Here is a 19,384-nt window from a genome sequence, read left to right on the forward strand (position 1 = left end):
TGGTTAGATGACAGCCAGATGCTTGCGTTGCAAGCGCTGGTTGCTTTGAAATCGGTAGCGCCGAACAGGCCGGCCGGCAGCGTTCAGGAGCCGAACAGGCCGCGCAGCAGGCCGGGCTTGGTGCTCGCGGGCTTGTACTTCTCGATTTCGGCGGGCGTCAGGATCCAGGCCGTGTGCAGCCACTGGGTCTGCGGCTCGACCACATAGCCCACGGCCAGTTTCTGGCCCTGGTAGTTGCTGGCGAAGACCAGCGTGCGCTCGGGGCTGAACAGGCGAAAGCCGGGCGTGGTGCGGATGGTCTCGCCGTTGAGCGTGACTTCGGGGAAGTTGCTGACGACCAGTTCGCCGAACTGGGCGTTGGGCGGGAAGTTGCGCGTCTCGTCCGACGGCAGTCCCTGGGCCAGCACGGTGCCGGCGGCGGCAGCCATGGCGGCCAGCAGCGCGGCAGCGCACAGGCGGCGGCCTGCGGACAATGGGGTTTTGCAGCGGTTCATGGTGTATATCCAGAGGCTGGTGGCGGAAAGGCTGCGATTTTACGGGCCCGGCCGCGGGGCAGGACGGCACTCAGGCATTGCGGCCCGGCGCATAGAGCACGGCGCGGGGGCTGCGGCACAGGCCCCAGAAGCGCAGGCCCGTGAGTTCGGCCATGCGCACGCCCATGGACGTGGGGGCGGAAATCGTGGCCAGGGCCGCGATGCCGACCTTGGCGCATTTGCGCACCAGCTCGTGGCTGCCGCGGCTGGACAGCAGCACGAAGCCGGGCTGATGGAGGCGCCCGGTGCGCGCCAGCCGTCCCACGAGCTTGTCCAGCGCATTGTGGCGGCCCACGTCCTCGAGCACGTCGGTGACCTCGCCATCCAGCGTGGCCCAGCCGGCCGCATGGACGGCGCCGGCTTCGGCGTTGAGGAGCTGGCGCGGCGGCAGCGCGTCCATGGCCTTGAGCACGGTGGCGGCATCGACCTGATCCAGCCAGCCGTGCGCGGGCAGGGGATCGAACGACAGGTCCAGCGCTGCGAAGCTTTCGACGCCGCAGACGCCGCAGCCCGTGCGTCCCGTCATGCTGCGGCGCCGGTCCTTGAGGCGGGCAAAGCAGCGCGAGGCGATCTCGATCTGCACTTCCAGCCCGTCCATGCCTTCGGGCAGGCCGGCGGCCGCCGCGGCCACGGGCGCGACCTCGATGCCGTAGCAGTCGGCCGGCCGGTCGATGATGCCCTCGGTCAGCGCAAAGCCCAGCGCGAAATCGGCCGCGTCGGTGGGCGAGCCCATCATCACCGCATGCGAGATGCCGTTGAAGACCAGCGCGACCGGCACCTCGCTGGCCAGCGTGCGATCCTGGGCCTGCCACTGGCCGGCGTCGTGGAACTCCACGGCATGGCGCTGCAGGGGCTGCAGCGATTGCGGGTGAGGCAGGGGGCAGGTCGGCGCGGTCATGGGGGGGATGATAGTGATGCCAGAGACCAAGCCCGGGCAAAACTGGCATGCACCAGGCGAGGGACAGCGAGCAAGGGCCTGGGCGGCCCGCCGCCCCGCAGCGAAGCTGTCGCCCCCTTCCAGGGGGAAGCGCGAACCGCCCAGGGGGTCAATCCAATAGCGCCATGCCCTTGATCTGCGCGAACACCTGCATGCCCACCTGCAGTTCCAGGGCCTGGGCCGAATGCCGGCTCAGGCGCGCCAGCAGCCGCGTGCCGCCTTGCGCGGCGGAGTGCGCAGGGCGGCCGGCCTGCAGAGAGACCATGACCTGGCCCGGACCGTCCTCGCGCATGCCCAGGATGGAGACCGGCAGGATGTTGAGAATGCTGGTGCCCTCGGGGCGGGACAGGCTCAGGCTCACGTCGCGCGCCTGCACGCGCAGCTGCACCAGGGTACCCACGGCACGCGGCCGGTTCATGACCAGCAGCAGCTTGCCGCCGTCGAATTCCAGCGTGCTCAGGCAGTCGCCGGTGTCATGCGACTGTACCCGGGCCTGGACCACGGCGGCGGCCAGGTCGCCCTGTGCCAGCGGCAGGTCCAGGCTGGACAGCAGCTCGGTCACCGCCCCCTGGGCCACCACCTGGCCCGCGCGCAGCAGCACCATGTGCTGGGCCAGGCGCGCGACCTCGTCCATGGAGTGGCTCACATAGACGATGGGAATCAGCAGGCTGCGCTGCAGCTGCTCCAGATACGGCAGGACCTCGGCCTTGCGCTGGGCATCCAGCGCGGCCAGCGGCTCGTCCATCAGCAGCACTTCGGGGCTGGTGGCCAGCGCCCGCGCAATGGCCACGCGCTGGCGCTCGCCGCCCGACAACGTGGCCGGCATGCGCTCCAGCAGATGGCCTATGCCCAGCAGCTCCACGGCGCGCTCGTGCGGGACCTTGCGGCGCTCCGCGGGCGTGCGCCGCAGCCCGTAGGCGATGTTCCCCTGCACCGACAGATGGGCGAACAGGCTGGCCTCCTGGAACACATAGCCCAGCGCGCGGCGGTGCGTGGGCAGCCACTGCTTTTGCGCATCGTCCTGCCACACCGTCTGGTTGACGGCCACGCGGCCGCGGGCGCGCTCCAGGCCGGCCAGGCTACGCAGGCAGGTGGTCTTGCCGCAGCCCGAAGGGCCGAACAGCGCGGTCACGCCGCGGCCGGGCAATTGCAGGTCCACGTCCAGCGCGAAGTCGGCGCGCGTGAGTTGGAGGCGCGCTTCAATCATGGGTCGAGGATTTTTTGCCGCCGTGCCGTCCCGGGGCCCAAAGAGGTCCCCTTGGGGCGCCTCGGCTGCACGTCGGTAGAGCAAGCGTGAGGATCATTTTTTGGGCTGGAGCCAGTTGAGCGCCAGCAATACCAGGAACGAGAAGGCCACCATGCCCGCGGCCAGCAGGTGGGCGTGGCCGTACTCCATGGCTTCCACATGGTCGTAGATCTGCACCGAGACCACGCGCGTGACGCCGGGAATGTTGCCGCCCAGCATGAGCACCACGCCGAACTCGCCCACGGTGTGGGCAAAGGTCAGCACGGCGGCCGCGATGAAGCCGGGCCGGGCCAGCGGCAGGGCCACGGTGAAGAAGCGGTCCAGCGGGCTGGCGCCCAGGCTGGCCGCGGCTTCCAGCGGGCGCGGGCCCAGGGCCTCGAAGGCGCGCTGCAGCGGCTGCACCGTAAACGGCATGGAATAGATCAGAGAGCCCAGGACCAGGCCCGCAAACGTGAAAGGCAGCTGGCCCAGGCCCAGCGCCTGCGTGAGCTGGCCTATGGGGCCGTTGGGCCCCAGGGTGACCAGCAGGTAAAAGCCGATCACCGTGGGCGGCAGCACCAGCGGCAGGGCCACCACGGCGCCGATGGGGCCGGACCAGCGCGAGCGCGTATGCGCGAGCCACCAGGCCAGCGGCGTGCACAGCACCATGAGCAGCAGGGTGGTCACGCCCGCGAGCTTGAGCGTGAGCCAGATGGCGGCGTAGTCTTCGGCGTTCAGTTCCATGGCGCGAAAAAAGAGGGCCTGCGCCGGCACCCCGGGCAGGGCGCCGGCGCAGGTTCTCCACAGTGGGCCGTGCCAGCATATACGGCACGGCCGGAAAAAACAGCAAAGCTATGCTTTCGGTAGCGGCTGGCGCCTGCTGCATCCTCAATAGAACGATGCAGAAGGCGCAAATGCTTGCAGGACAGGCGTCAGAAGCTATAGCCGTAGGAGCGGATGATCTCGTGGGCCTTGTCGCTGCGCAAATACTTCATCAGGGCGGCGGCGGCCTCGTTGTCCTTGGCCGGGTTCAGCAGGATGGCGTCCTGGCGTATGGGCTCGTGCATGCTGGCGGGTACCTGCCAGGCCGAACCCTCGCGGATCCTGCCGTTTTCCATCACCTGCGACAGCGCCACAAAGCCCAGCTGGGCATTGCCGGTGGCCGCGAACTGGTAGGTCTGGGCGATGTTCTCGCCCATCACCACCTTGGTCTGTACCTGCGCCGCCAGGCCCAGCTTGTTCAGCACTTCCATGGCCGCCGTGCCGTAGGGTGCCAGCTTGGGGTTGGCGATGGCGATGTGCCGGTAGTCGCCGCTCCTGAGCACCTCGCCCTTGTCGTCCACGTAGCCGGCCCTGGGGCTCCACAGCACCAGCGTGCCGATGGCATAGGTGAAGCGCGAGGCGGCCACGCCCTTGCCTTCCCGGGCGATCTTCTCGGGCGTGGTGTCGTCGGCAGCCAGCAGGATGCCGAACGGCGCGCCGTTGGCGATCTGGGCGTAGAACTTGCCCGTGGCACCGAAGGACAGCTCGGCCTTGTGGCCCGTGTCCTTCTCGAACTCGGCGGCGATCTTCTTCATGGGCGCCGTGAAGTTGGCGGCCACGGCCACCGACACCTCGGCGGCCCGCGCCTGCGCGGCCCACAGGCCCATGGCGGCCGCCGCTGCCACGGCGGCATGGCGGGCCAGCGGGAAGGACAGGCGAGAAGAGCGGAACGAAGCGGCGGCAGTCTGGTGCATGGATGTATCGCTATTCATTAATGGAATAGCGAAGTGTAGCCGAGTGTCCGCATCAATTCGCAAGGGCCGCATGAGGAAATGCCCGGGCAGGGCATGATGGCGCCTATGTCAGATTCCGATCAAATCGAAGAACAGCACGGCCAGACGTGCGCAGAACATGAAGAGGCGCCCGCCGCCACGGGCAGCCTGACGACCCGCTCGCTGTCGCAGGCTTTGGGCTACGACATGGCGGACCGCCGCATCGCCATCCTGCGCGGCATCGCGCAAAGCGGCTCCATCTCCCAGGCCGCGCGCGATGTGGGCGTGAGCTACAAGGCCGCCTGGCAGGCCATCGATACCCTGACCAACCTCGCCGGCGTGGCGCTGGTGGAGCGCAGCGTGGGCGGCGCCGGCGGCGGCGGCGCCCAGATCACGGCGGCCGGCGAAGCCCTGCTGCGCACGGCCGAGACCATGGAGCGCGTGCGCGCCGAAGTGCTGCAGCGCCTGCAGGCCGAAAACGGCGGCGGTGCTGCCGCGGTCCCCGTGGCGGCCAATCTGGGGCTGCTGACCAGCATGCGCAACCAGTGGGCCTGCACGGTGCTCAAGGTGGAGTCGCTGGGCGGGCAGATCCGCGTCTGGCTGCGCGCCGCGGCCGATGCCGGCGCCGACTGGACGATTGCCGCGCGCATCACGCCCGAAAGCTACGAGCTGCTGGGCCTGTCGCCGGGCGCGCCGGTGCTGGCGCTATGCAAGGCCACGGCCGTCAAGGTCTGGCTGGGCCAGGAGAGGCCCGGCCGGGAGGGGCCCGCCGGTTCCAGCCATTCCGTCAACCTCTGGCCCGCCACGGTGCAGCGCGCCACCTATGGCGCGGTTTCGGTGGCCGAGGAAAGCACGGCCAGCGACGAGGCCATCTGCCGCCTCAACTGGGGCGCCCAGATCGTGGGCTTTGCGCCTGCGATGAGCGGCCTGGTGGCGGACGACCATGTGTGGCTGGAAGTGCCCGAATCGGCCGTGGTCGTGGCCGTGGCGTCGGCTTGAGGTTCCGGCCCTCGAGGCGGGCATGAGCCAGGGCCGGGACGGCGAGCCGGGGCCTGCGCCGGCCGCGCCGTCCTGCCGCGAAGCGGCACGGGCGCTCAGTCCACCTTCAGGCCGATTTCCTTGATCAGCGGCGCGAAGCGCGCGCGCTCCTTGGCGTGGTGGTCCACGAAGTCCTGGCGGCTCATGCGCGGCTCGGGCGTGGCGCCCAGGCCCTGGATCACCTCGACCACGTTCTTTTGCTCCAGCGCCTTGAGCACGCTGGCGCGCACGGCTTCCACCACGGGCGCGGGCGTGCCCGCCGGCGCGTAGACGCCGAACAGGGTGTCGGCATCGAAGCCCGGCAGGCCGCTTTCGGCCAGCGTGGGCACCTTGGGGTACAGCGGCGAGCGGTGCGGGCTGCCGATGGCCAGCAGCTTGAGCTTGCCGGCCTCGACCTGCTTGAGGCCCGGGCCCGGATCGAACCAGTACTGCAGCTGGCCGCTGAGCACGTCGGTCAGCGCCGGGCCGGCGCCCTTGTACGGCACGTGGATGGCATCGACCTTGGCCGCGCGCTTGAACATCTCGCCGGCCAGGTGGGGCGAGCTGCCCGGGCCCGGCGAGCCGTAGGACAGCTTGCCCGGATGGGCCTGCAGGTATTTGACGAAATCCTGCACATTGCTCACGGGCAGGCTGGGGCTGGTTTCCAGGAACACGTGCACGCGCGCCACGGCGGCCACGGGGATCAGGTCCTTTTCCGGGTTGAACGGCAGCTTGCCGTAGATCAGCGGATTGATGCTGATGCCCCCGCCGCTGCTCAGCAGCAGCGTGTAGCCGTCCTTGGGTGCGCGCACGGTCTCGCCGATGCCGATGTTGCCGTTGGCGCCGGGCTTGTTGTCCACCACCACGGACTGGCCCAGCACCTGGCTCATGGTGGGCGAGATGGCGCGGCCCATCACGTCGGCCGCGCCGCCGGGGGCGAAGTTGACGATCAGGCGGATCGGGCGGTCCGGCCATTTGTCGTTGGCCAGGGCCGGTGCGGCAAGCGTGCTGCCGAGCAGGGCCAGCAGGCCGAGGCGGCGCCAGCGGTTGATGGCGGTGGTGGTTGCCATGGGTCGTGTCTCCTTGGGTTTGTTTTTTCTGAATGAATGGCTGACGGGGAAAGGCTTCAGGCCACCTCCACCTCCACCACGATGGGGCGGGGGTGGGCTATGGCATCCCGCAGCACCCGTGCCAGCTGCGCGGCATCCTGCACATGCACGCCGTCGCAGCCATGGCCCCTGGCCAGGGCCACGAAATCGATGTCGGGCAGCTCCGTGCCCTCGACCTTCTCGCCCTCGCGGTAGCCGAAGACCCTGGAGAAGTCCTGCAGGGCCGCGTAGCGGCGGTTCTTGAGGATCACGAAGGTGATGGGCAGGCGCATGTTGGCGGCGCTCCACAGCGCCTGGATCGCATACATCGCCGAGCCGTCGCCGATCACGGCGATGACCTTGCTGTCCGGCCTGGCCAGGGCCACGCCCACGGCCGCGGGCATGCTGTGGCCCAGGCCGCCGCTGCACATGGTGAAGAAGGTGGCGCTGTGGAAGATGGGCAGGTAGGTCTGGATCACGGGGCGCGAGCTGGGCGCCTCCTCCACGATGATGCTGTGCGGGTCGCGCACGCAGGCCAGCGTGTGCATGGCAAAGGCCACCGACATGCGCTCTCCGGCGCCCGGCGCGGCGGGCACGGGCGGCGCCGGCTTGCGCTCGGGCGCCGGGCGCTGCACCGCCTGCGGGCGCAGCAGCAGCTCCTCCACCCCCATGCGGATATTGCCCACGGCCGCCGTGCCCACGGGCGCCCAGGCGGCGATGGCCGGGTCCTCGATCAGCTGGTACAGCTGCGTGCCTTCGGGGACGAACGGGCCCTCGCCTTCCACGTGGTAGGTGAAGGCCGCGGCGCCCACGGCGAACACCACGTCGTGGCCGCCCAGCAGCTGCACGATGCGCTCGCGCATGGCAGGCAGGAAGCCCGCAAACAGCGGGTGGTCCTCGGGGAAGCTGCAGCGCCCGCTCATGGGCGCCACGAAGACACGGGCCTGGTGGCGCTCGGCCAGCGCCACCACGGCATCCCAGGCCTGGCCGCGGTCCACGGCCGCGCCGACCACGAAAGCGGGACGCTGGGCGGCATCCAGCGCTTCGCCGACCAGGGCCAGCGTGCGCGGATCGGGCCGGGTCTCGAAGCCCACGTGGCGCAGCACGATCGGATCGCAGGGCTTGTCCCAGTCATCGGCGGGAATGGACACGAAGACCGGGCCGCGCGGCTCCTGCATGGCGATGTAGTAGGCGCGCGCCAGGGCCTGGGGAACATCCTCGGCGCGTGCGGGCTCGCAGCTCCACTTCACATAGGGCTTGGGCAGGTCCGTGGCGTCTCGCGAATGCAGGAAGGGGTCGAACTGCAGCAGCGAGCGGGCCTGCTGGCCGGCCGTGATGACCATGGGCGTGCGGTTCTTGAAGGCCGTGAAGATGTTGGCCATGGCGTGGCCCACGCCGGCGGCCGAATGCAGGTTCACGAAGCTGGCATTGCGCGTGGCCTGGGCATAGCCGTCGGCCATGCCCACGACCACGGCTTCCTGCAGGCCGAGCTCGTACGAGAAGTCTTCGGGATAGTCGCGGAACAGCGGCAGCTCGGTGGAGCCGGGGTTGCCGAAGATGCGCGTCATGCCCAGCTCGCGCAGCATGGCGATCACGACATGGCGCACGGTATGGACGGTCTGGGGGAGGGCGGCGGGGGTGGCCTGGGCGCTGGATGTCGCTTGCAAAACATGTCTCCTGGGACTGGGGCCGCCGTTCTTTGCGCGAGGCAGGCGCGAGGGGCGGCCCGTTCAGGCAGCTATCTTGCGTTGCGCCATAATTTCCAGCAATTGAATAAATCATCTAAGAGATATTCGTTTCATGGATATATCAGGCCTGGACCTCAATCTGCTGCGTGTCTTCGATGCCGTGTTCCGACACGGCAGCGTGAGCCGCGCGGCGCAGGAGCTGGGCCTGTCGCAGCCGGCGGCCAGCCAGGCGATCACGCGGCTGCGGCAACTGCTCGGCGATCCGCTGTTCGAGCGCATGCACGGCGGCGTGCGGCCCACGCCGCGGGCCGAGCACCTGGCGCAGGCGGTGCGCACCGCCCTGGCCACGCTGGAGGTGGCGCTGGCCGAGGCGCATGCGTTCGAGCCGCTGCAGGCCCGCAAGCGCTTTCGGCTGCACCTGAGCGATATCGGCGAGGCCCGCTTCCTGCCGCCGCTGATGCAGGCGCTGCGCCGGCGCGCACCCCATGTGCTGCTGGAGACGCTGCCCATGCCCATGGCGGAGATCGCCGATGCCCTGGACCGCGGCTCGCTGGACCTGGCCATAGGCTTTCTGCCGGGCGTGAGCGGCACGCAGCAGCAGGTGCTGCTGTCGGACCACTATGCGCTGTTGCTGCGCAAGGGCCATCCGCTGCTGCAGGGCCGCCATGCCCCGCGCATGGACCTCGAAAGCCTGAAGGCGCTGGAATACGTGGCCGTGCGCTCGCACTCGGAGACGCTGAGAATTCTCCAGGCCCTGGACCTGGAGCCGCGCGTGCGCCTGTCGGCCGCGCACTTCATGGCCGTGCCCTCCATCGTGCGGCAGACCGACCTGGCCGTCATCATGCCCGCGGAGATCGCGGCCCGGTTCGAGGGCGAGGGCGACTATGTGGTGGTCGATGCAGCCCTGCCCGACAGCCGCTTCGATGTGTCGCTGCACTGGAGCTGGCGCTTTGCGCGCGAGCCGGCCAACCAGTGGATGCGCCAGCTGGTGCAGGAGGTTTTCCAGCAGGAGTGAAACAAAACAGGGCGCCCACGCTCTGCGCTGCGCGTGGTTGCTGCCCCGCATGACGGGGCCCGCCAATGAAAAACGCCCGGGCCGGATGGCGCAGGCGTTGGAGGGGGCGGGGCGAAAGCGAAGCGGCGCTTACTGCAGTTCGCGGCCCTTGAGTTCGGGGATCAGGAACAGGGTGGCCAGGATGTCCAGCACATAGAGCGCGGCCAGCAGGGCGATGGCGATCTGGAACGAATAGTTCATGGCCAGCGCGCCCACCACGACCGGGCCCAGGCCGCCCACGGCGCGGCCGATGTTGAACAGCACGTTCTGCGCGGTGGCGCGGGCCTCGGTGGGATAGGCCTCGCTGATGACGGTGCCGTAGCCACCCATCATGCCGTTGACGAACAGGCCCATGAGCGCGCCCGCCCAGAGCATGGCCGTCGGGTCGGACAGCTGGGAGTACAGCAGCACCAGGACGACCGAGCCGACCTGGAAGATCAGGAAGCTGGGCTTGCGGCCGATACGGTCGGCCAGCTGGCCGAAGACCCAGATGCCGATCATCATGCCGACCACGGTGGCCGCAGTCCACAGCGAGGACTTGGTCAGGTTGAAGCCCATCTGCTTGGATAGGAAGCTGGGCATCCAGATCATGATGCCGTAGTAGCCGAAGTTCTGCACCGAGGTCAGCACGATCACGCCCAGGCTGACCCTGGCCGTGGCCTTGTCCTTCATCAGCAGCTTCAGGCATTGCAGGGCCGAAGGGCTTTGCGCCCTGGACTTGCGCACGAAGACCTCGGGCTCGTGCAGCTGGTTGCGGATCACCCAGGCCACGGCGGCCGGAATCACGCCGATCAGGAACATGCCGCGCCAGCCGATATGGGGCAGCAGCAAGGGCGTGAGCATGGCTGCGCCGAGCACGCCCACCTGCCAGCCCAGGGCTACATAGGAGGAGACACGGGCGCGGTGGCGTGCGGGCCAGGCTTCGGCGGCCAGGGCCATGCCGATGCCGAACTCGCCGCCCAGGCCGATGCCGGCAATCGTGCGATAGATCAGCAGGTCCCAATAGCCCTGCGCGAAGGCGCACAGCCCGGTAAAGACTGCGAACAGCATGATGGTCCAGGTCAGCACGCGGATGCGGCCATAGCGGTCGCTGAGCATGCCGAAGACGATGCCGCCGAACACGGCGCCGACCAGCGTCCAGGTCACCAGCGAGCCGGCCTGGCCGGGGCTCAGGCTCAGGTCGCTGGAGATGGCGGCCAGCAGAAAGCCCAGGATGAGCAGGTCGAAGCCGTCCATGGCGTAGCCGACGGCCGAGCCCATGAGGGCTTTCCAGCTGTAGCCGCTGACATGTGTCGGAGCGCTGCTGTCGGCCGAAGCCGCAGCCATAGCGCTGGTGGTGTATTGGGTCACGGAAGAGTCCTTGAGCGAAGGCGGACTGTCTGGCATGCCTGGCGCGGGTGGCGGCCTGCGGGGAAAGCGCGGCCGCCACTGGTGCGATGGCCAGTGCGCGGGCACGCGGCGTGCGTGCAGCATCCCTGGGGTGCAACGGGCACGAGAAAGTCCTTGAGGAGATGTAAGGGGGCAGGAGCATCGCGCCGCGGGCTGCTCTGACCTTTCGGGCATCCTCAAGGGGGCAGCGGGACGAAATGTCGCCTCTGCTAAAAGCAAAACCCCAAATGCCGCAGGCATTTGGGGTCGGGATCTGGTGGTCGTAGAGGGACTTGAACCTTCGACATCAGCATTATGAATGCTGCGCTCTAACCAACTGAGCTATACGACCGATAGCTCGTGATTATATGCCGAAAAACTCCGTGTGGTGCAAAACGGAGGCCGCGCAACGCGTGCCCTGGCGGATCGGGGAGCATCGAGCCAAAGAAAAACCCGCAGTGCTTGCGCGCTGCGGGTTCGTGTTTGGTGGTCGTAGAGGGACTTGAACCTTCGACATCAGCATTATGAATGCTGCGCTCTAACCAACTGAGCTATACGACCGACAGACCGAAATTATATACCAGTTTTATTGGTGAGAGAATTTTGCGGGCCGCTTGTTCATGAAGGCATCCATGCCTTCCTTCTGGTCCTGGGTGGCGAACAGCGCGTGGAACAGGCGGCGCTCGAACATCACGCCGTCGCTCAGCGAGCCTTCGAAGGCCCGGTTCACGGACTCCTTGGCGGCCATCACGGCCAGCTGCGAGAAGCCGCTGATGATGAGGGCGGCGCCCAGCGCTTCCTCCATCATCTTCTCGTAGGGAACGACGCGGCTGACCAGCCCGGCGCGCTCGGCCTCGGTGGCGTCCATCATGCGCGCGGTCAGCGCCATGTCCATGGCTTTGGACTTGCCCACCGCGCGCGGCAGCCGCTGGGTGCCGCCGGCGCCGGGAATCACGCCCAGCTTGATCTCGGGCTGGCCGAACCTGGCGTTGTCGGCAGCGATGATGAAGTCGCACATCATCGCCAGCTCGCAGCCGCCGCCCAGGGCGAAGCCGCTGACGGCGGCAATCACGGGCTTGCGGATGCCGCGTATGGTTTCCCAGTTGCGCGTGATGTAGTCGCCGCCGTAGGCATCGGCAAAGCTGTACTTGGCCATGGCGCCGATGTCGGCGCCGGCGGCAAAGGCCTTCTCGCTGCCGGTGATGATCATGCAGCCGATGCTTTTGTCGGCATCGAAGGCCTTGAGCGCAGCGCCCAGTTCGTCCATGAGCTGGTCGTTGAGGGCGTTGAGCTGCTTGGGGCGGTTCAGGGTGATGATGCCGACCTTGTCCGCTTCCACGCGGACTTCGATGGTTTCGTAAGCCAAGTGAGTCTCCTGCTGAAGTTGTCGTAGCAGGCTGCAAGAATAACCGCAGCCATGGGTGAGGGCGCGGCCAACCCTGCGTGCCCGTGCGGGCTCAGTGCGCCGCTGTTGCGGCGGCCGATCCGCCCAGCCAGCGCTCCACGGCCTGTTTGTCCGTGATCTCCAGGCCCAGGTTGCTCACGGCTGCGGGCACCGCATTGGCGCCATCTGCACCCTCGCTGGCCGGTTTGGCCGCAGCCGGCAGTGCCTGGTCCAGCTCCAGTTCCAGTGCCAGCAGCTGCCGGTCGCGTGCCACCCAGGCCGTCACGCGGCTGGCGCCGCCCGCATACAGCGGCAGATCGTCCAGGCGCGCCAGGCGCCAGCGCTGCACGAGCTCGGCGGGGTCCTTGCCGGGCACTTCGATGGCCAGCCATTCGTCGCCGGCCATCATGCCGGCCTGCTCGGCCGGGCCGCCGCGCAGCACGGTCTTGATCTGGATGCTGTGGTTTTCCTGCACGCGCAGGCCCAGCTTCTGCGCGAGCTGGGCCGGCTCGGCCTGGGCCTTGATGCCGTGGCCGGCCAGCAGCTCCGCCAGCGGCAGGTCCTCCGTGCCGTGCACCCATTGCGACAGTTGATCGGCCAGGGCCGGCGTGGCCTGTTCGCCGACCACGGCCAGGATGCCGGCCTCGGTGACGGGGCCGCCCTGGCTGCGCTGCCAAAGGCCGCGCATCACGTCGTCCAGCGTGGCCTGGCCCTGGGTGCGCAGCGCCAGGTCCAGGCACAGTGCCACCAGCGAGCCCTTGGTGTAGTAGCTGACCGTGTGGTTGGCGGTGTTCTCGTCCTGGCGGTAGTACTTGATCCAGGCATCGAAGCTGGCCTGGGCTACGGACTGCACCTGGCGGCCCGGCGTCTGCAGCACCTGGTTGATGGTGCGCGTGATGAGCTTGAGGTACTGGGCGTTGTCGATCAGCCCGGCGCGGCGCAGCAGCAGGTCGTCGTAGTAGCTGGTGAAGCCTTCGAAGAACCACAGCAGCTCGGTGTAGTTCTCCTGTTCGTAGTCGTAGCGCGCGAACTCAAAGGGGCGCAGGCGCTTGACGTTCCAGGTGTGGAAGTATTCGTGGCTGATCAGGCCCAGCAGCGTGGTGTAGCCTTCGCCGGCCTTTTTCTCGCCCAGGCGCGGCAGGTCGCGGCGGCCGCAGATCAGGGCCGTGGAGTTGCGGTGCTCCAGGCCTCCGTAGCCGTCGTCCACCACGTTGAGCATGAACACGTAGCGCTCCATGGGCGGGCGGCTGCCGTCGGCATGCCAGAAGGCGATCTCGGCTTCGCAGATCCGGCGCGCATCGGCCAGCAGGCGCTCGCCGTCCAGGCTGGGCGCGGCGCCGGCCACCACGAACTCGTGGGGCACGCCGGCCGCCGTGAAATGGCCGCGCCAGAAGCGGCCCATTTCCACGGGGCAGTCCACCAGCTCGTCGTAGCCGGCGGCGGCATAGCGGCCCCAGCCCTGCGCGTCGGTGGCCACGGCGCTCAGCCCCGTGGCGATGCTCCACTCGCGCGTGGCCGGGCTGGGCAGCAGCTCCAGGCCGTGGCAGGCGTCTTCCTGGCCGTGCACGCGCAGGCACAGGCTGGTGCCGTTGAAGAAGCCGCGGCGGCGGTCCAGCCAGGCGGTGCGCACCGAGGTATCGTAGGCGCAGACCTGGTAGCTGATGGCGACGGCCGCGCCGGCGCGGCAGCCGATTTCCCATTGGTTCTTGGCCAGCTGCTCCACGGCAACGGGTTCGCCGCCCTGCGTGGCTCTCAGGCACTGCAGGTTCTTGGCGAACTCGCGCACCAGATAGCTGCCCGGAATCCAGACCGGCAGCGACACCCGCTGCCCGGCCGCCGGTCGGTCTATGTGCAGCGTGACATCAAACAGATGCGCATCCACCGCTTGGGCCTGCACGCTGTAGCGCACGGCAGCAAGAGAGGAGGTCGGGGCGGTGGCGGTCATGGCGGCTCCAGAACAGGGGATGGAAGATAAAAAAACAGGAGCTGCTTGCGCCTGGTTCTACTTGTCTTCAGAAGGTTTTTCTCCTGAAAACATCGTATACCAAGCGCAAGCAGCTCCTGTTTTTGATTGTTTATGGGCTTGCGGCCTATTTGGCTGCCAGGTGCTTTTCCACTTCCTGGGCGCTGATGGCACCCGGCACGCGCACGTTGTTGGCAAAGATGATGGTGGGCGTGCCCGTGATCTTGTACTTGCGGCCGAAAGCCAGGTTGCGCTGCAGCGCCGAGGGGTCGCACTGGGCCGCGGGCGCGTGCTTGTCGCGCAGCATGTGGTCCTGCCAGGCCTTGGCCTGGTCCTTGGAGCACCAGATGTTGCGCGACTTGTCGGCCGAGTCCGGGCTCAGGATGGGGTAGAGGAACAGGTAGACCGTGACGTTGTCCACGTTCTGCAGATCCTTCTCGAAGCGCTTGCAGTAGCCGCAGTTGGGGTCTTCGAACACGGCCATCTTGCGCTCGCCCTTGCCGTGCACGATGGTGATGGCGTCCTTGAGCGGCAGCTGCTTGAAGTCCACGGCCGTGAGCTGGTTCATGCGGTCTTCGGTCAGGTTGCGCCGGGCCTGGGTGTCGATGAGCTCGCCCTGGATCAGGTAGTTGCCCTTGGCATCGGTATAGAACACGTCGGTGCCCACGCGCACCTCGTACAGGCCCGGCATGGGGGTGGAGCGCACTTCGTCGATCTTTTCGAGCTGGGGAATGCGCTCGGTCAGCGTCTTCTTGAGATTGGCGTCCTGGGCATGGGCGCCCAGGCTCAGGGTCAGGCTGGCGGCGGCCAGCAGGCTTGCAACAAGTTTCATGGAGATCCCGCCGCGGCTTGCACGGCCCAATAGATTCATCGATTTCGGAAAGCTGCCGCGGACCTGCGCAAGGCCGGGCGCAGGCAGCAGCGCAGGGGAGTTGGAGTGCCGGAGCGCCAAAGGGTTCCCTGCCCCGGCAATTACAGCAGACCCATGGCCTGGCGCGCCATCCAGGATTTGAGCGGGCCGCTGCGCTCGAAGCCCTTCATGCCCCAGTTGCGCAGCATCTGCACCGGCACTTCGGGGCGGGCGAACAGCTGCTGCAGCCCGTCCATGGCCAGGCCCATCGGGGCCAGGGCCGCCTTGCGCTCGCGCTCGTACTGGCGCAGCAGCCGGGTGTCGCCCGTGCTGCGCCAGGGGTCGCGCTCCTGCAGGATGCGCGCCAACGCCTGCACGTCGGCCAGGCCCAGGTTCAGGCCCTGGCCGGCCAGCGGATGCACGTTGTGGGCCGCGTCGCCGGCCAGCACCCAGCTATGCCAGCTATGGCCGGATTCATGGGCCATGGCGCCGCACCAGCGGTCGGCCACGGCCTGCTGCAGGGGCCAGGAGGCGCGCTCGGCTATCAGCTCCAGCCGGCCCAGCGTGTCCTGGCTGATGGCCTGCAGGCGGGTGGTGAAGCTTTCCTCGTCGCTGCGTAGCCACTCGGGCACCAGCGCCTGCTCCAGCGACCAGACCACGGCCACCTCATGGCCTTCGGGGCCGGCCAGCGGCAGAAAGGCCAGGATGCCTTCGGGCGTGAACCACTGGCGCGCAATGCCCGCGTGGGGCCGCTCGCAACGCAGGCGCGTGGCAATGGCGCTCTGGGAATAGGGCGTGACGGAAAACGCCACGCCGAACTCGGTGCGCGTGCTGCTGGCGCGGCCCTCGCAGACGGCGGTCAGCGGTGCCTCCACCGGCTCGCGCACCACTTCCACCAGCGGCTGGTAGCGCACGGCTTCGGCCAGGCGCTGCTCCAGCGCCGGCACGTCGACGATCCAGGCCAGGGCGTCCACGGCCTGGCTGGCGGCGTCGAACTGCACGCGCCCGTCGAGATCGCCGAACACGTCCATGCCGGTCACCGGCGTGGCATGTTCGTCATCGGGCCAGCAGCGCAGCGATTCCAGAAGGGCCCGGGAGCCGAGGTTGAGCGCATAGGCCCTCACATCCCTGGCAGCGCCCTGGCTGCGCTGCGGCGGGGCGACCAGGGCCACGCGCATGCGTTCCCGAGCCAGCAAAAGGGCCAAGGTCCGGCCCACGATGCCGGCTCCGCGTATACATACATCAAAGGTTTGCGCCATGGCCGGCATTGTAGGAGGCGCCGGCAAGGCCTGTCCGCCTGGCGGGTACGGCCCACGCAGGGAGCATGGCCTGCATCAACTATGCTTTTGCCAGTTGCTGACGCAGGCCCTGGCGCCTGCAATCGCCTGCAAACGCAAATCAATGAATATCCGCTTCTTTTTCATCCGTTTCACCCGCAAGACAACACCATGACCGAGACCGCTTTCGATGTGCAGGGGCAGATCGCCCAGCTGTGGATCTACCCCGTCAAATCCTGTGCCGGCATTGCCGTGCAGCAGGCGGTGCTGACGCGCCACGGCCTGCAGTGGGACCGGCACTGGATGGTGGTCGACCCGCAGGGGGAGTTTCTGACCCAGCGCAGCCATCCGCGCATGGCGCTGATCCGGCCCGAGATCGCCGAAGAGCATCTGCTGCTGCATTTCCCCGGCCAGGAGCCGCTGCAGGTTCCGCTGCAGGCCGGCGGCGGCCTGCGCCGCGCCCGGGTCTGGAAGGACACGGTGCAGGCCTGGGACCTGGGCGAGTGGAGCGAGGCCGCGCGCCAATGGCTGAGCCGCGCGCTGCAGACCGACTGCGCGCTGGTGCGCTTCGACCCTGCCCAGGCACGCCAGGCCAATGAGCACTGGGCCGGCGACGACGATGCGCCCGTGCACTTTGCCGACGGCTATCCGCTGCTGGTGCTCAGCGACGCGGCCGTGGAGGACCTCAACCAGCGTCTCGTCCAGGCCGGCGAGGCGGTCGTCGATGTGCGGCGTTTCCGGCCCAACATCGTGATCGCCGGCGTGCAGGCCCATGACGAGGACCTGGTCGAGCACTTGCAGGTGCAGGAGCTGCCCGGCGTGCGCCTGCGGCCCTGCAAGCCCTGCACGCGCTGCCCCATTCCCGACATCGACCCCGAGACCGGCGTGCCCGGTACGGCCGTCGGCGACGCCATGCGCGCCTACCGCCAGGACCCGCGCATGGACGGCGCCATCACCTTCGGCATGAATGCCGTCGTGCTGGGCGTGGACGCCGAGGACGGCCGTGCGCCCGTACTGGCCGTGGGCCAGACCCTGGCCGGCGACCTGCAGTTCGCCTGAACAGGCCCCGGCAGGTCGCGATCGTGCCGGCGCAACCGCCTGGAGCTGCCGGCTTGCGCCGTGATGGCCGCCACCTCCCGGACAGCTGCCACCCCGCGCCGGCTGACTATGCCGGGCGCTGCACGGCATGGCATGGGGCCACCACGAGAAAGTCTTTTCACGCATCCCGCTTCATCCGGGTACAGCTTTTCGAGAGAGCGGTCCGTCCATGAAAAAATCGAACAGGGCCACGCTGATCGGCATGGTTGCCGTTGTGCTGTGGAGTTCCATCGTCGGCCTGATCCGCAGCGTCAGCGACCATCTCGGCCCCACGGGCGGCGCGGCCATGATGTACAGCGTGGCCTCGGTGTTCCTGCTGCTGTCCGCGGGCTGGGTCAGGCTGGGCGAATTTCCGCGGCGCTACCTGGTCTGGGGCAGCCTGCTGTTCGTCAGCTACGAGCTGTGCCTGGCGCTGTCCATCGGCTACGCCAACACGGCGCGCCAGGCCATCGAGGTGGGCATGGTCAACTACCTGTGGCCCACCTTCACCATTGTTGCGGCCATCCTGTTCAACCGGCAAAGAACCAATCTCCTGATCGTGCCGGGATTTCTGCTGTCCATCGTCGGCATCTGCTGGGTACTGGGCGGCGAGCAGGGCTTCGATCCGGTCGGCATGCTGCACAACGTGCGCGACAACCCGCCGAGCTACGGCCTGGCCTTTGCCGGTGCGTTGATATGGGCTGCCTATTGCACGGTGACGGCGCGGATGGCGGGCGGCAAGAACGGCGTGACCCTGTTCTTCATGCTGGTGTCCGTGACCTTGTGGATCAAGTACCTGCTCGGGGGCGGCGGCGCCATGGACTTCAGCGGGGAGGCCGTGGCCTACCTGTTGCTGGCCGCTGCCGCCATGGGCTTTGGCTACGGTGCCTGGAACGTGGGAATCCTGCACGGCAACGTGACGATTCTGGCCGGCGCCTCGTATTTCATCCCGGTGCTTTCCGCTGCGTTCTCGACGCTGCTGCTGCGTGCGGCTCTGCCGCTGGCCTTCTGGCAGGGCGCGGCCATGGTGTGCGGCGGCGCCATCCTCTGCTGGCTTGCGACGCGAGCAAGGCGCGCGCCACCCGTTCGTGACTGAGGCCAGGCCTCCCGTCCGCTGCCCGCCGGGTGGGACGGACCGCTGAGCGCGATTCCGCCGCCGGCGCCTGCAACACCGCGGCCTTACATGAAGCCCGGATTGCGGGGCAGATAGCTTGCCCAGTCCCCGTGGCGGTGCGAGGACATCAGCACCATGGGAAGGGCAAAGCGCATGCCCTGGCTGGCCGCAAGGGTCAGCGCTGAACTGGTTCCCGGAACGAAGGCGGAAACCTGCCTGGAATCTCCGGCAGCTGCCATGGCCAATGCTGTTGCGAAGGCTGCGGGCATGGCATGCGCATGCATGACGGCCAGAGGGCCTATGTGGCCTGTTGCCGCGATGTAGGCGTAGCCGCTGCGCTCGCCTGCATCCTCCAGAAAAATGCCTTGGACCGCGGGATCGCCGAGCAGATACCGGTGGTGCTTCTCGCGTGAAATCCCCAGTGCCGCCATGTCGAGCCTTCGCAGCGTCTCCAGGTCGGCTGCTGTCGCGTGGATCGGCGCTACACCGAGCGCTGGCCGGGGCGCGTGAAGCGCCAGCAATTCGCGCTCGATGCTGCACAAATGGATGGGCAGGCGCGGCAGCAGGCCGTGGCGTACATACAGCCCTTGCGAAACGGTATTGAAGGCGAAGGTGATCAGGCTTTTGTCGGTTGCTCCCGCCTGGTTCGCATGCTCCAGCGTGCGGCCCAGCAGGCGGTTGCCGATTCCCTGGCCCTGCCGGCCCGGGGCCACGAAAAGCTCTGCAAGAAACCAGAGGCGGCCACAGACCCAGCTCAGGGCAAAGCCCGCCAGCCCTTGCTCATCCTCGGCCAGCCATGCGCCGCGTGGGTCGTCCCGAAGACACAACGCCTGAAAGTCCGGTGCCCGCGAAGTGGCAATGGCACCGAAGCCGTGGCGCACGGTCAGATCGTTGATGCTGCGCGCCACCAGTTCTTCGGCATGCGCCAGTTCCTGCAGGCTTGCAGGTCGGACAACGAGGGACATGGGACCTCCTCTGTGGCGATGCCTGGATCCACAGCATAAGCCTGCGCAAGATGCTCGCCAAGTACCGATTCCGGACAAGCGCCTTCGGCC

The 19,384-nt window shown here is 68.1% G+C and carries 18 protein-coding genes and 2 tRNA genes; 5 read left to right on the forward strand and 15 right to left on the reverse strand.

Annotated features, from left to right (window positions below; translation table 11 throughout):
• Window positions 1–83: 83 nt before the first annotated feature.
• The 5 genes from V8Z74_RS11655 to modA all read right to left on the reverse strand — a co-directional run bounded on the left by V8Z74_RS11655 (window position 84) and on the right by modA (window position 4,431).
• A complete protein-coding gene (locus V8Z74_RS11655) occupies window positions 84–494 on the reverse strand; it encodes a hypothetical protein (RefSeq protein WP_349709380.1) in 411 nt (136 codons plus the stop codon).
• A 70-nt stretch (window positions 495–564) separates the two neighbouring features.
• Window positions 565–1,431: a formate dehydrogenase accessory sulfurtransferase FdhD gene (gene fdhD, locus V8Z74_RS11660; protein WP_349709381.1), complete on the reverse strand. Its 867-nt coding sequence runs from the start codon at window positions 1,429–1,431 to the stop codon at window positions 565–567.
• Between the two features lie 148 nt (window positions 1,432–1,579).
• A complete protein-coding gene (gene modC, locus V8Z74_RS11665; RefSeq protein WP_349709382.1) occupies window positions 1,580–2,677 on the reverse strand; it encodes a molybdenum ABC transporter ATP-binding protein in 1,098 nt (365 codons plus the stop codon).
• A 93-nt stretch (window positions 2,678–2,770) separates the two neighbouring features.
• A complete protein-coding gene (gene modB / locus V8Z74_RS11670) occupies window positions 2,771–3,439 on the reverse strand; it encodes a molybdate ABC transporter permease subunit (protein WP_349709384.1) in 669 nt (222 codons plus the stop codon).
• Window positions 3,440–3,627: 188 nt separating this feature from the next.
• The gene (gene modA, locus V8Z74_RS11675) at window positions 3,628–4,431 is read right to left on the reverse strand and encodes a molybdate ABC transporter substrate-binding protein (protein WP_349709385.1); all 804 of its coding nucleotides are present in this window, start codon (window positions 4,429–4,431) and stop codon (window positions 3,628–3,630) included.
• A gap of 105 nt (window positions 4,432–4,536) precedes the next feature.
• Between modA and V8Z74_RS11680 the strand changes: the two genes are divergently transcribed.
• Window positions 4,537–5,448 (forward strand): TOBE domain-containing protein, encoded by a 912-nt coding sequence (locus V8Z74_RS11680; protein ID WP_349709386.1) that lies wholly within the window; start codon window positions 4,537–4,539, stop codon window positions 5,446–5,448.
• 95 nt (window positions 5,449–5,543) lie between these two features.
• Here V8Z74_RS11680 and V8Z74_RS11685 read toward each other — a convergent pair whose 3' ends face one another.
• Window positions 5,544–6,536: a Bug family tripartite tricarboxylate transporter substrate binding protein gene (locus V8Z74_RS11685; RefSeq protein ID WP_349709387.1), complete on the reverse strand. Its 993-nt coding sequence runs from the start codon at window positions 6,534–6,536 to the stop codon at window positions 5,544–5,546.
• 56 nt (window positions 6,537–6,592) lie between these two features.
• Window positions 6,593–8,140, reverse strand: coding sequence for a benzoylformate decarboxylase (gene mdlC, locus V8Z74_RS11690; RefSeq protein ID WP_502879520.1), 1,548 nt, complete (start codon window positions 8,138–8,140; stop codon window positions 6,593–6,595).
• A 214-nt stretch (window positions 8,141–8,354) separates the two neighbouring features.
• On the opposite strand from mdlC, the gene V8Z74_RS11695 reads away from it, so the two are divergent.
• Window positions 8,355–9,257: a LysR family transcriptional regulator gene (locus V8Z74_RS11695; RefSeq protein WP_349709389.1), complete on the forward strand. Its 903-nt coding sequence runs from the start codon at window positions 8,355–8,357 to the stop codon at window positions 9,255–9,257.
• Between the two features lie 129 nt (window positions 9,258–9,386).
• Here the strand turns inward: V8Z74_RS11695 and V8Z74_RS11700 are convergent, their stop codons facing one another.
• The 7 genes from V8Z74_RS11700 to V8Z74_RS11730 all read right to left on the reverse strand — a co-directional run bounded on the left by V8Z74_RS11700 (window position 9,387) and on the right by V8Z74_RS11730 (window position 16,120).
• A complete protein-coding gene (locus tag V8Z74_RS11700; RefSeq protein ID WP_349709447.1) occupies window positions 9,387–10,622 on the reverse strand; it encodes an MFS transporter in 1,236 nt (411 codons plus the stop codon).
• A 317-nt stretch (window positions 10,623–10,939) separates the two neighbouring features.
• Window positions 10,940–11,016: transfer RNA gene (locus V8Z74_RS11705), tRNA-Met, on the reverse strand.
• A gap of 132 nt (window positions 11,017–11,148) precedes the next feature.
• Window positions 11,149–11,225: transfer RNA gene (locus tag V8Z74_RS11710), tRNA-Met, on the reverse strand.
• A gap of 25 nt (window positions 11,226–11,250) precedes the next feature.
• Window positions 11,251–12,030 carry an enoyl-CoA hydratase gene (locus tag V8Z74_RS11715; protein WP_066477291.1) on the reverse strand — a complete coding sequence of 260 codons (780 nt, stop codon included), beginning with the start codon at window positions 12,028–12,030 and terminating at the stop codon, window positions 11,251–11,253.
• 91 nt (window positions 12,031–12,121) lie between these two features.
• Window positions 12,122–13,993 carry a M61 family metallopeptidase gene (locus tag V8Z74_RS11720; RefSeq protein ID WP_349709390.1) on the reverse strand — a complete coding sequence of 624 codons (1,872 nt, stop codon included), beginning with the start codon at window positions 13,991–13,993 and terminating at the stop codon, window positions 12,122–12,124.
• Window positions 13,994–14,138: 145 nt separating this feature from the next.
• Complete coding sequence (locus V8Z74_RS11725) at window positions 14,139–14,843, reverse strand: DsbC family protein (RefSeq protein ID WP_066477303.1); 705 nt, start codon at window positions 14,841–14,843, stop codon at window positions 14,139–14,141.
• Window positions 14,844–14,983: 140 nt separating this feature from the next.
• A complete protein-coding gene (locus V8Z74_RS11730) occupies window positions 14,984–16,120 on the reverse strand; it encodes an FAD-dependent monooxygenase (protein WP_349709391.1) in 1,137 nt (378 codons plus the stop codon).
• On the opposite strand from V8Z74_RS11730, the gene V8Z74_RS11735 reads away from it, so the two are divergent.
• The 3 genes from V8Z74_RS11735 to yddG all read left to right on the forward strand — a co-directional run bounded on the left by V8Z74_RS11735 (window position 16,119) and on the right by yddG (window position 18,311).
• Window positions 16,119–16,313, forward strand: coding sequence for a hypothetical protein (locus V8Z74_RS11735; protein ID WP_349709392.1), 195 nt, complete (start codon window positions 16,119–16,121; stop codon window positions 16,311–16,313). The two genes, V8Z74_RS11730 and V8Z74_RS11735, sit on opposite strands and share 2 nt — an antisense overlap.
• Window positions 16,310–17,197, forward strand: a complete 888-nt coding sequence (locus V8Z74_RS11740) for an MOSC domain-containing protein (protein ID WP_349709393.1) — start codon at window positions 16,310–16,312, stop codon at window positions 17,195–17,197. Before V8Z74_RS11735 ends, V8Z74_RS11740 begins: the two co-directional genes overlap by 4 nt.
• A gap of 208 nt (window positions 17,198–17,405) precedes the next feature.
• Window positions 17,406–18,311 carry an aromatic amino acid DMT transporter YddG gene (yddG, locus tag V8Z74_RS11745; RefSeq protein WP_066477326.1) on the forward strand — a complete coding sequence of 302 codons (906 nt, stop codon included), beginning with the start codon at window positions 17,406–17,408 and terminating at the stop codon, window positions 18,309–18,311.
• A gap of 83 nt (window positions 18,312–18,394) precedes the next feature.
• Here yddG and V8Z74_RS11750 read toward each other — a convergent pair whose 3' ends face one another.
• The gene (locus V8Z74_RS11750; protein WP_349709394.1) at window positions 18,395–19,294 is read right to left on the reverse strand and encodes a GNAT family N-acetyltransferase; all 900 of its coding nucleotides are present in this window, start codon (window positions 19,292–19,294) and stop codon (window positions 18,395–18,397) included.
• Between the last annotated feature and the right edge of the window lie 90 nt (window positions 19,295–19,384).

The sequence above is a fragment of the Comamonas sp. w2-DMI genome (assembly GCF_040187735.1).
Lineage (GTDB): Bacteria > Pseudomonadota > Gammaproteobacteria > Burkholderiales > Burkholderiaceae_C > Comamonas > Comamonas terrae.

Bases quoted from the DNA above. Each gene is read 5' to 3' on its own strand.
- V8Z74_RS11655 (WP_349709380.1), bottom strand. From the start codon at position 494: ATGAACCGCTGCAAAACCCCATTGTCCGCAGGCCGCCGCCTGTGCGCT.
- fdhD (WP_349709381.1), bottom strand. From the start codon at position 1,431: ATGACCGCGCCGACCTGCCCCCTGCCTCACCCGCAATCGCTGCAGCCC.
- modC (WP_349709382.1), bottom strand. From the start codon at position 2,677: ATGATTGAAGCGCGCCTCCAACTCACGCGCGCCGACTTCGCGCTGGAC.
- modB (WP_349709384.1), bottom strand. From the start codon at position 3,439: ATGGAACTGAACGCCGAAGACTACGCCGCCATCTGGCTCACGCTCAAG.
- modA (WP_349709385.1), bottom strand. From the start codon at position 4,431: ATGCACCAGACTGCCGCCGCTTCGTTCCGCTCTTCTCGCCTGTCCTTC.
- V8Z74_RS11680 (WP_349709386.1), top strand. From the start codon at position 4,537: ATGTCAGATTCCGATCAAATCGAAGAACAGCACGGCCAGACGTGCGCA.
- V8Z74_RS11685 (WP_349709387.1), bottom strand. From the start codon at position 6,536: ATGGCAACCACCACCGCCATCAACCGCTGGCGCCGCCTCGGCCTGCTG.
- mdlC (WP_502879520.1), bottom strand. From the start codon at position 8,140: ATGCTGCGCGAGCTGGGCATGACGCGCATCTTCGGCAACCCCGGCTCC.
- V8Z74_RS11695 (WP_349709389.1), top strand. From the start codon at position 8,355: ATGGATATATCAGGCCTGGACCTCAATCTGCTGCGTGTCTTCGATGCC.
- V8Z74_RS11700 (WP_349709447.1), bottom strand. From the start codon at position 10,622: ATGGCTGCGGCTTCGGCCGACAGCAGCGCTCCGACACATGTCAGCGGC.
- V8Z74_RS11720 (WP_349709390.1), bottom strand. From the start codon at position 13,993: ATGACCGCCACCGCCCCGACCTCCTCTCTTGCTGCCGTGCGCTACAGC.
- V8Z74_RS11725 (WP_066477303.1), bottom strand. From the start codon at position 14,843: ATGAAACTTGTTGCAAGCCTGCTGGCCGCCGCCAGCCTGACCCTGAGC.
- V8Z74_RS11735 (WP_349709392.1), top strand. From the start codon at position 16,119: ATGGCCGGCATTGTAGGAGGCGCCGGCAAGGCCTGTCCGCCTGGCGGG.
- V8Z74_RS11730 (WP_349709391.1), bottom strand. From the start codon at position 16,120: ATGGCGCAAACCTTTGATGTATGTATACGCGGAGCCGGCATCGTGGGC.
- V8Z74_RS11740 (WP_349709393.1), top strand. From the start codon at position 16,310: ATGACCGAGACCGCTTTCGATGTGCAGGGGCAGATCGCCCAGCTGTGG.
- yddG (WP_066477326.1), top strand. From the start codon at position 17,406: ATGAAAAAATCGAACAGGGCCACGCTGATCGGCATGGTTGCCGTTGTG.
- V8Z74_RS11750 (WP_349709394.1), bottom strand. From the start codon at position 19,294: ATGTCCCTCGTTGTCCGACCTGCAAGCCTGCAGGAACTGGCGCATGCC.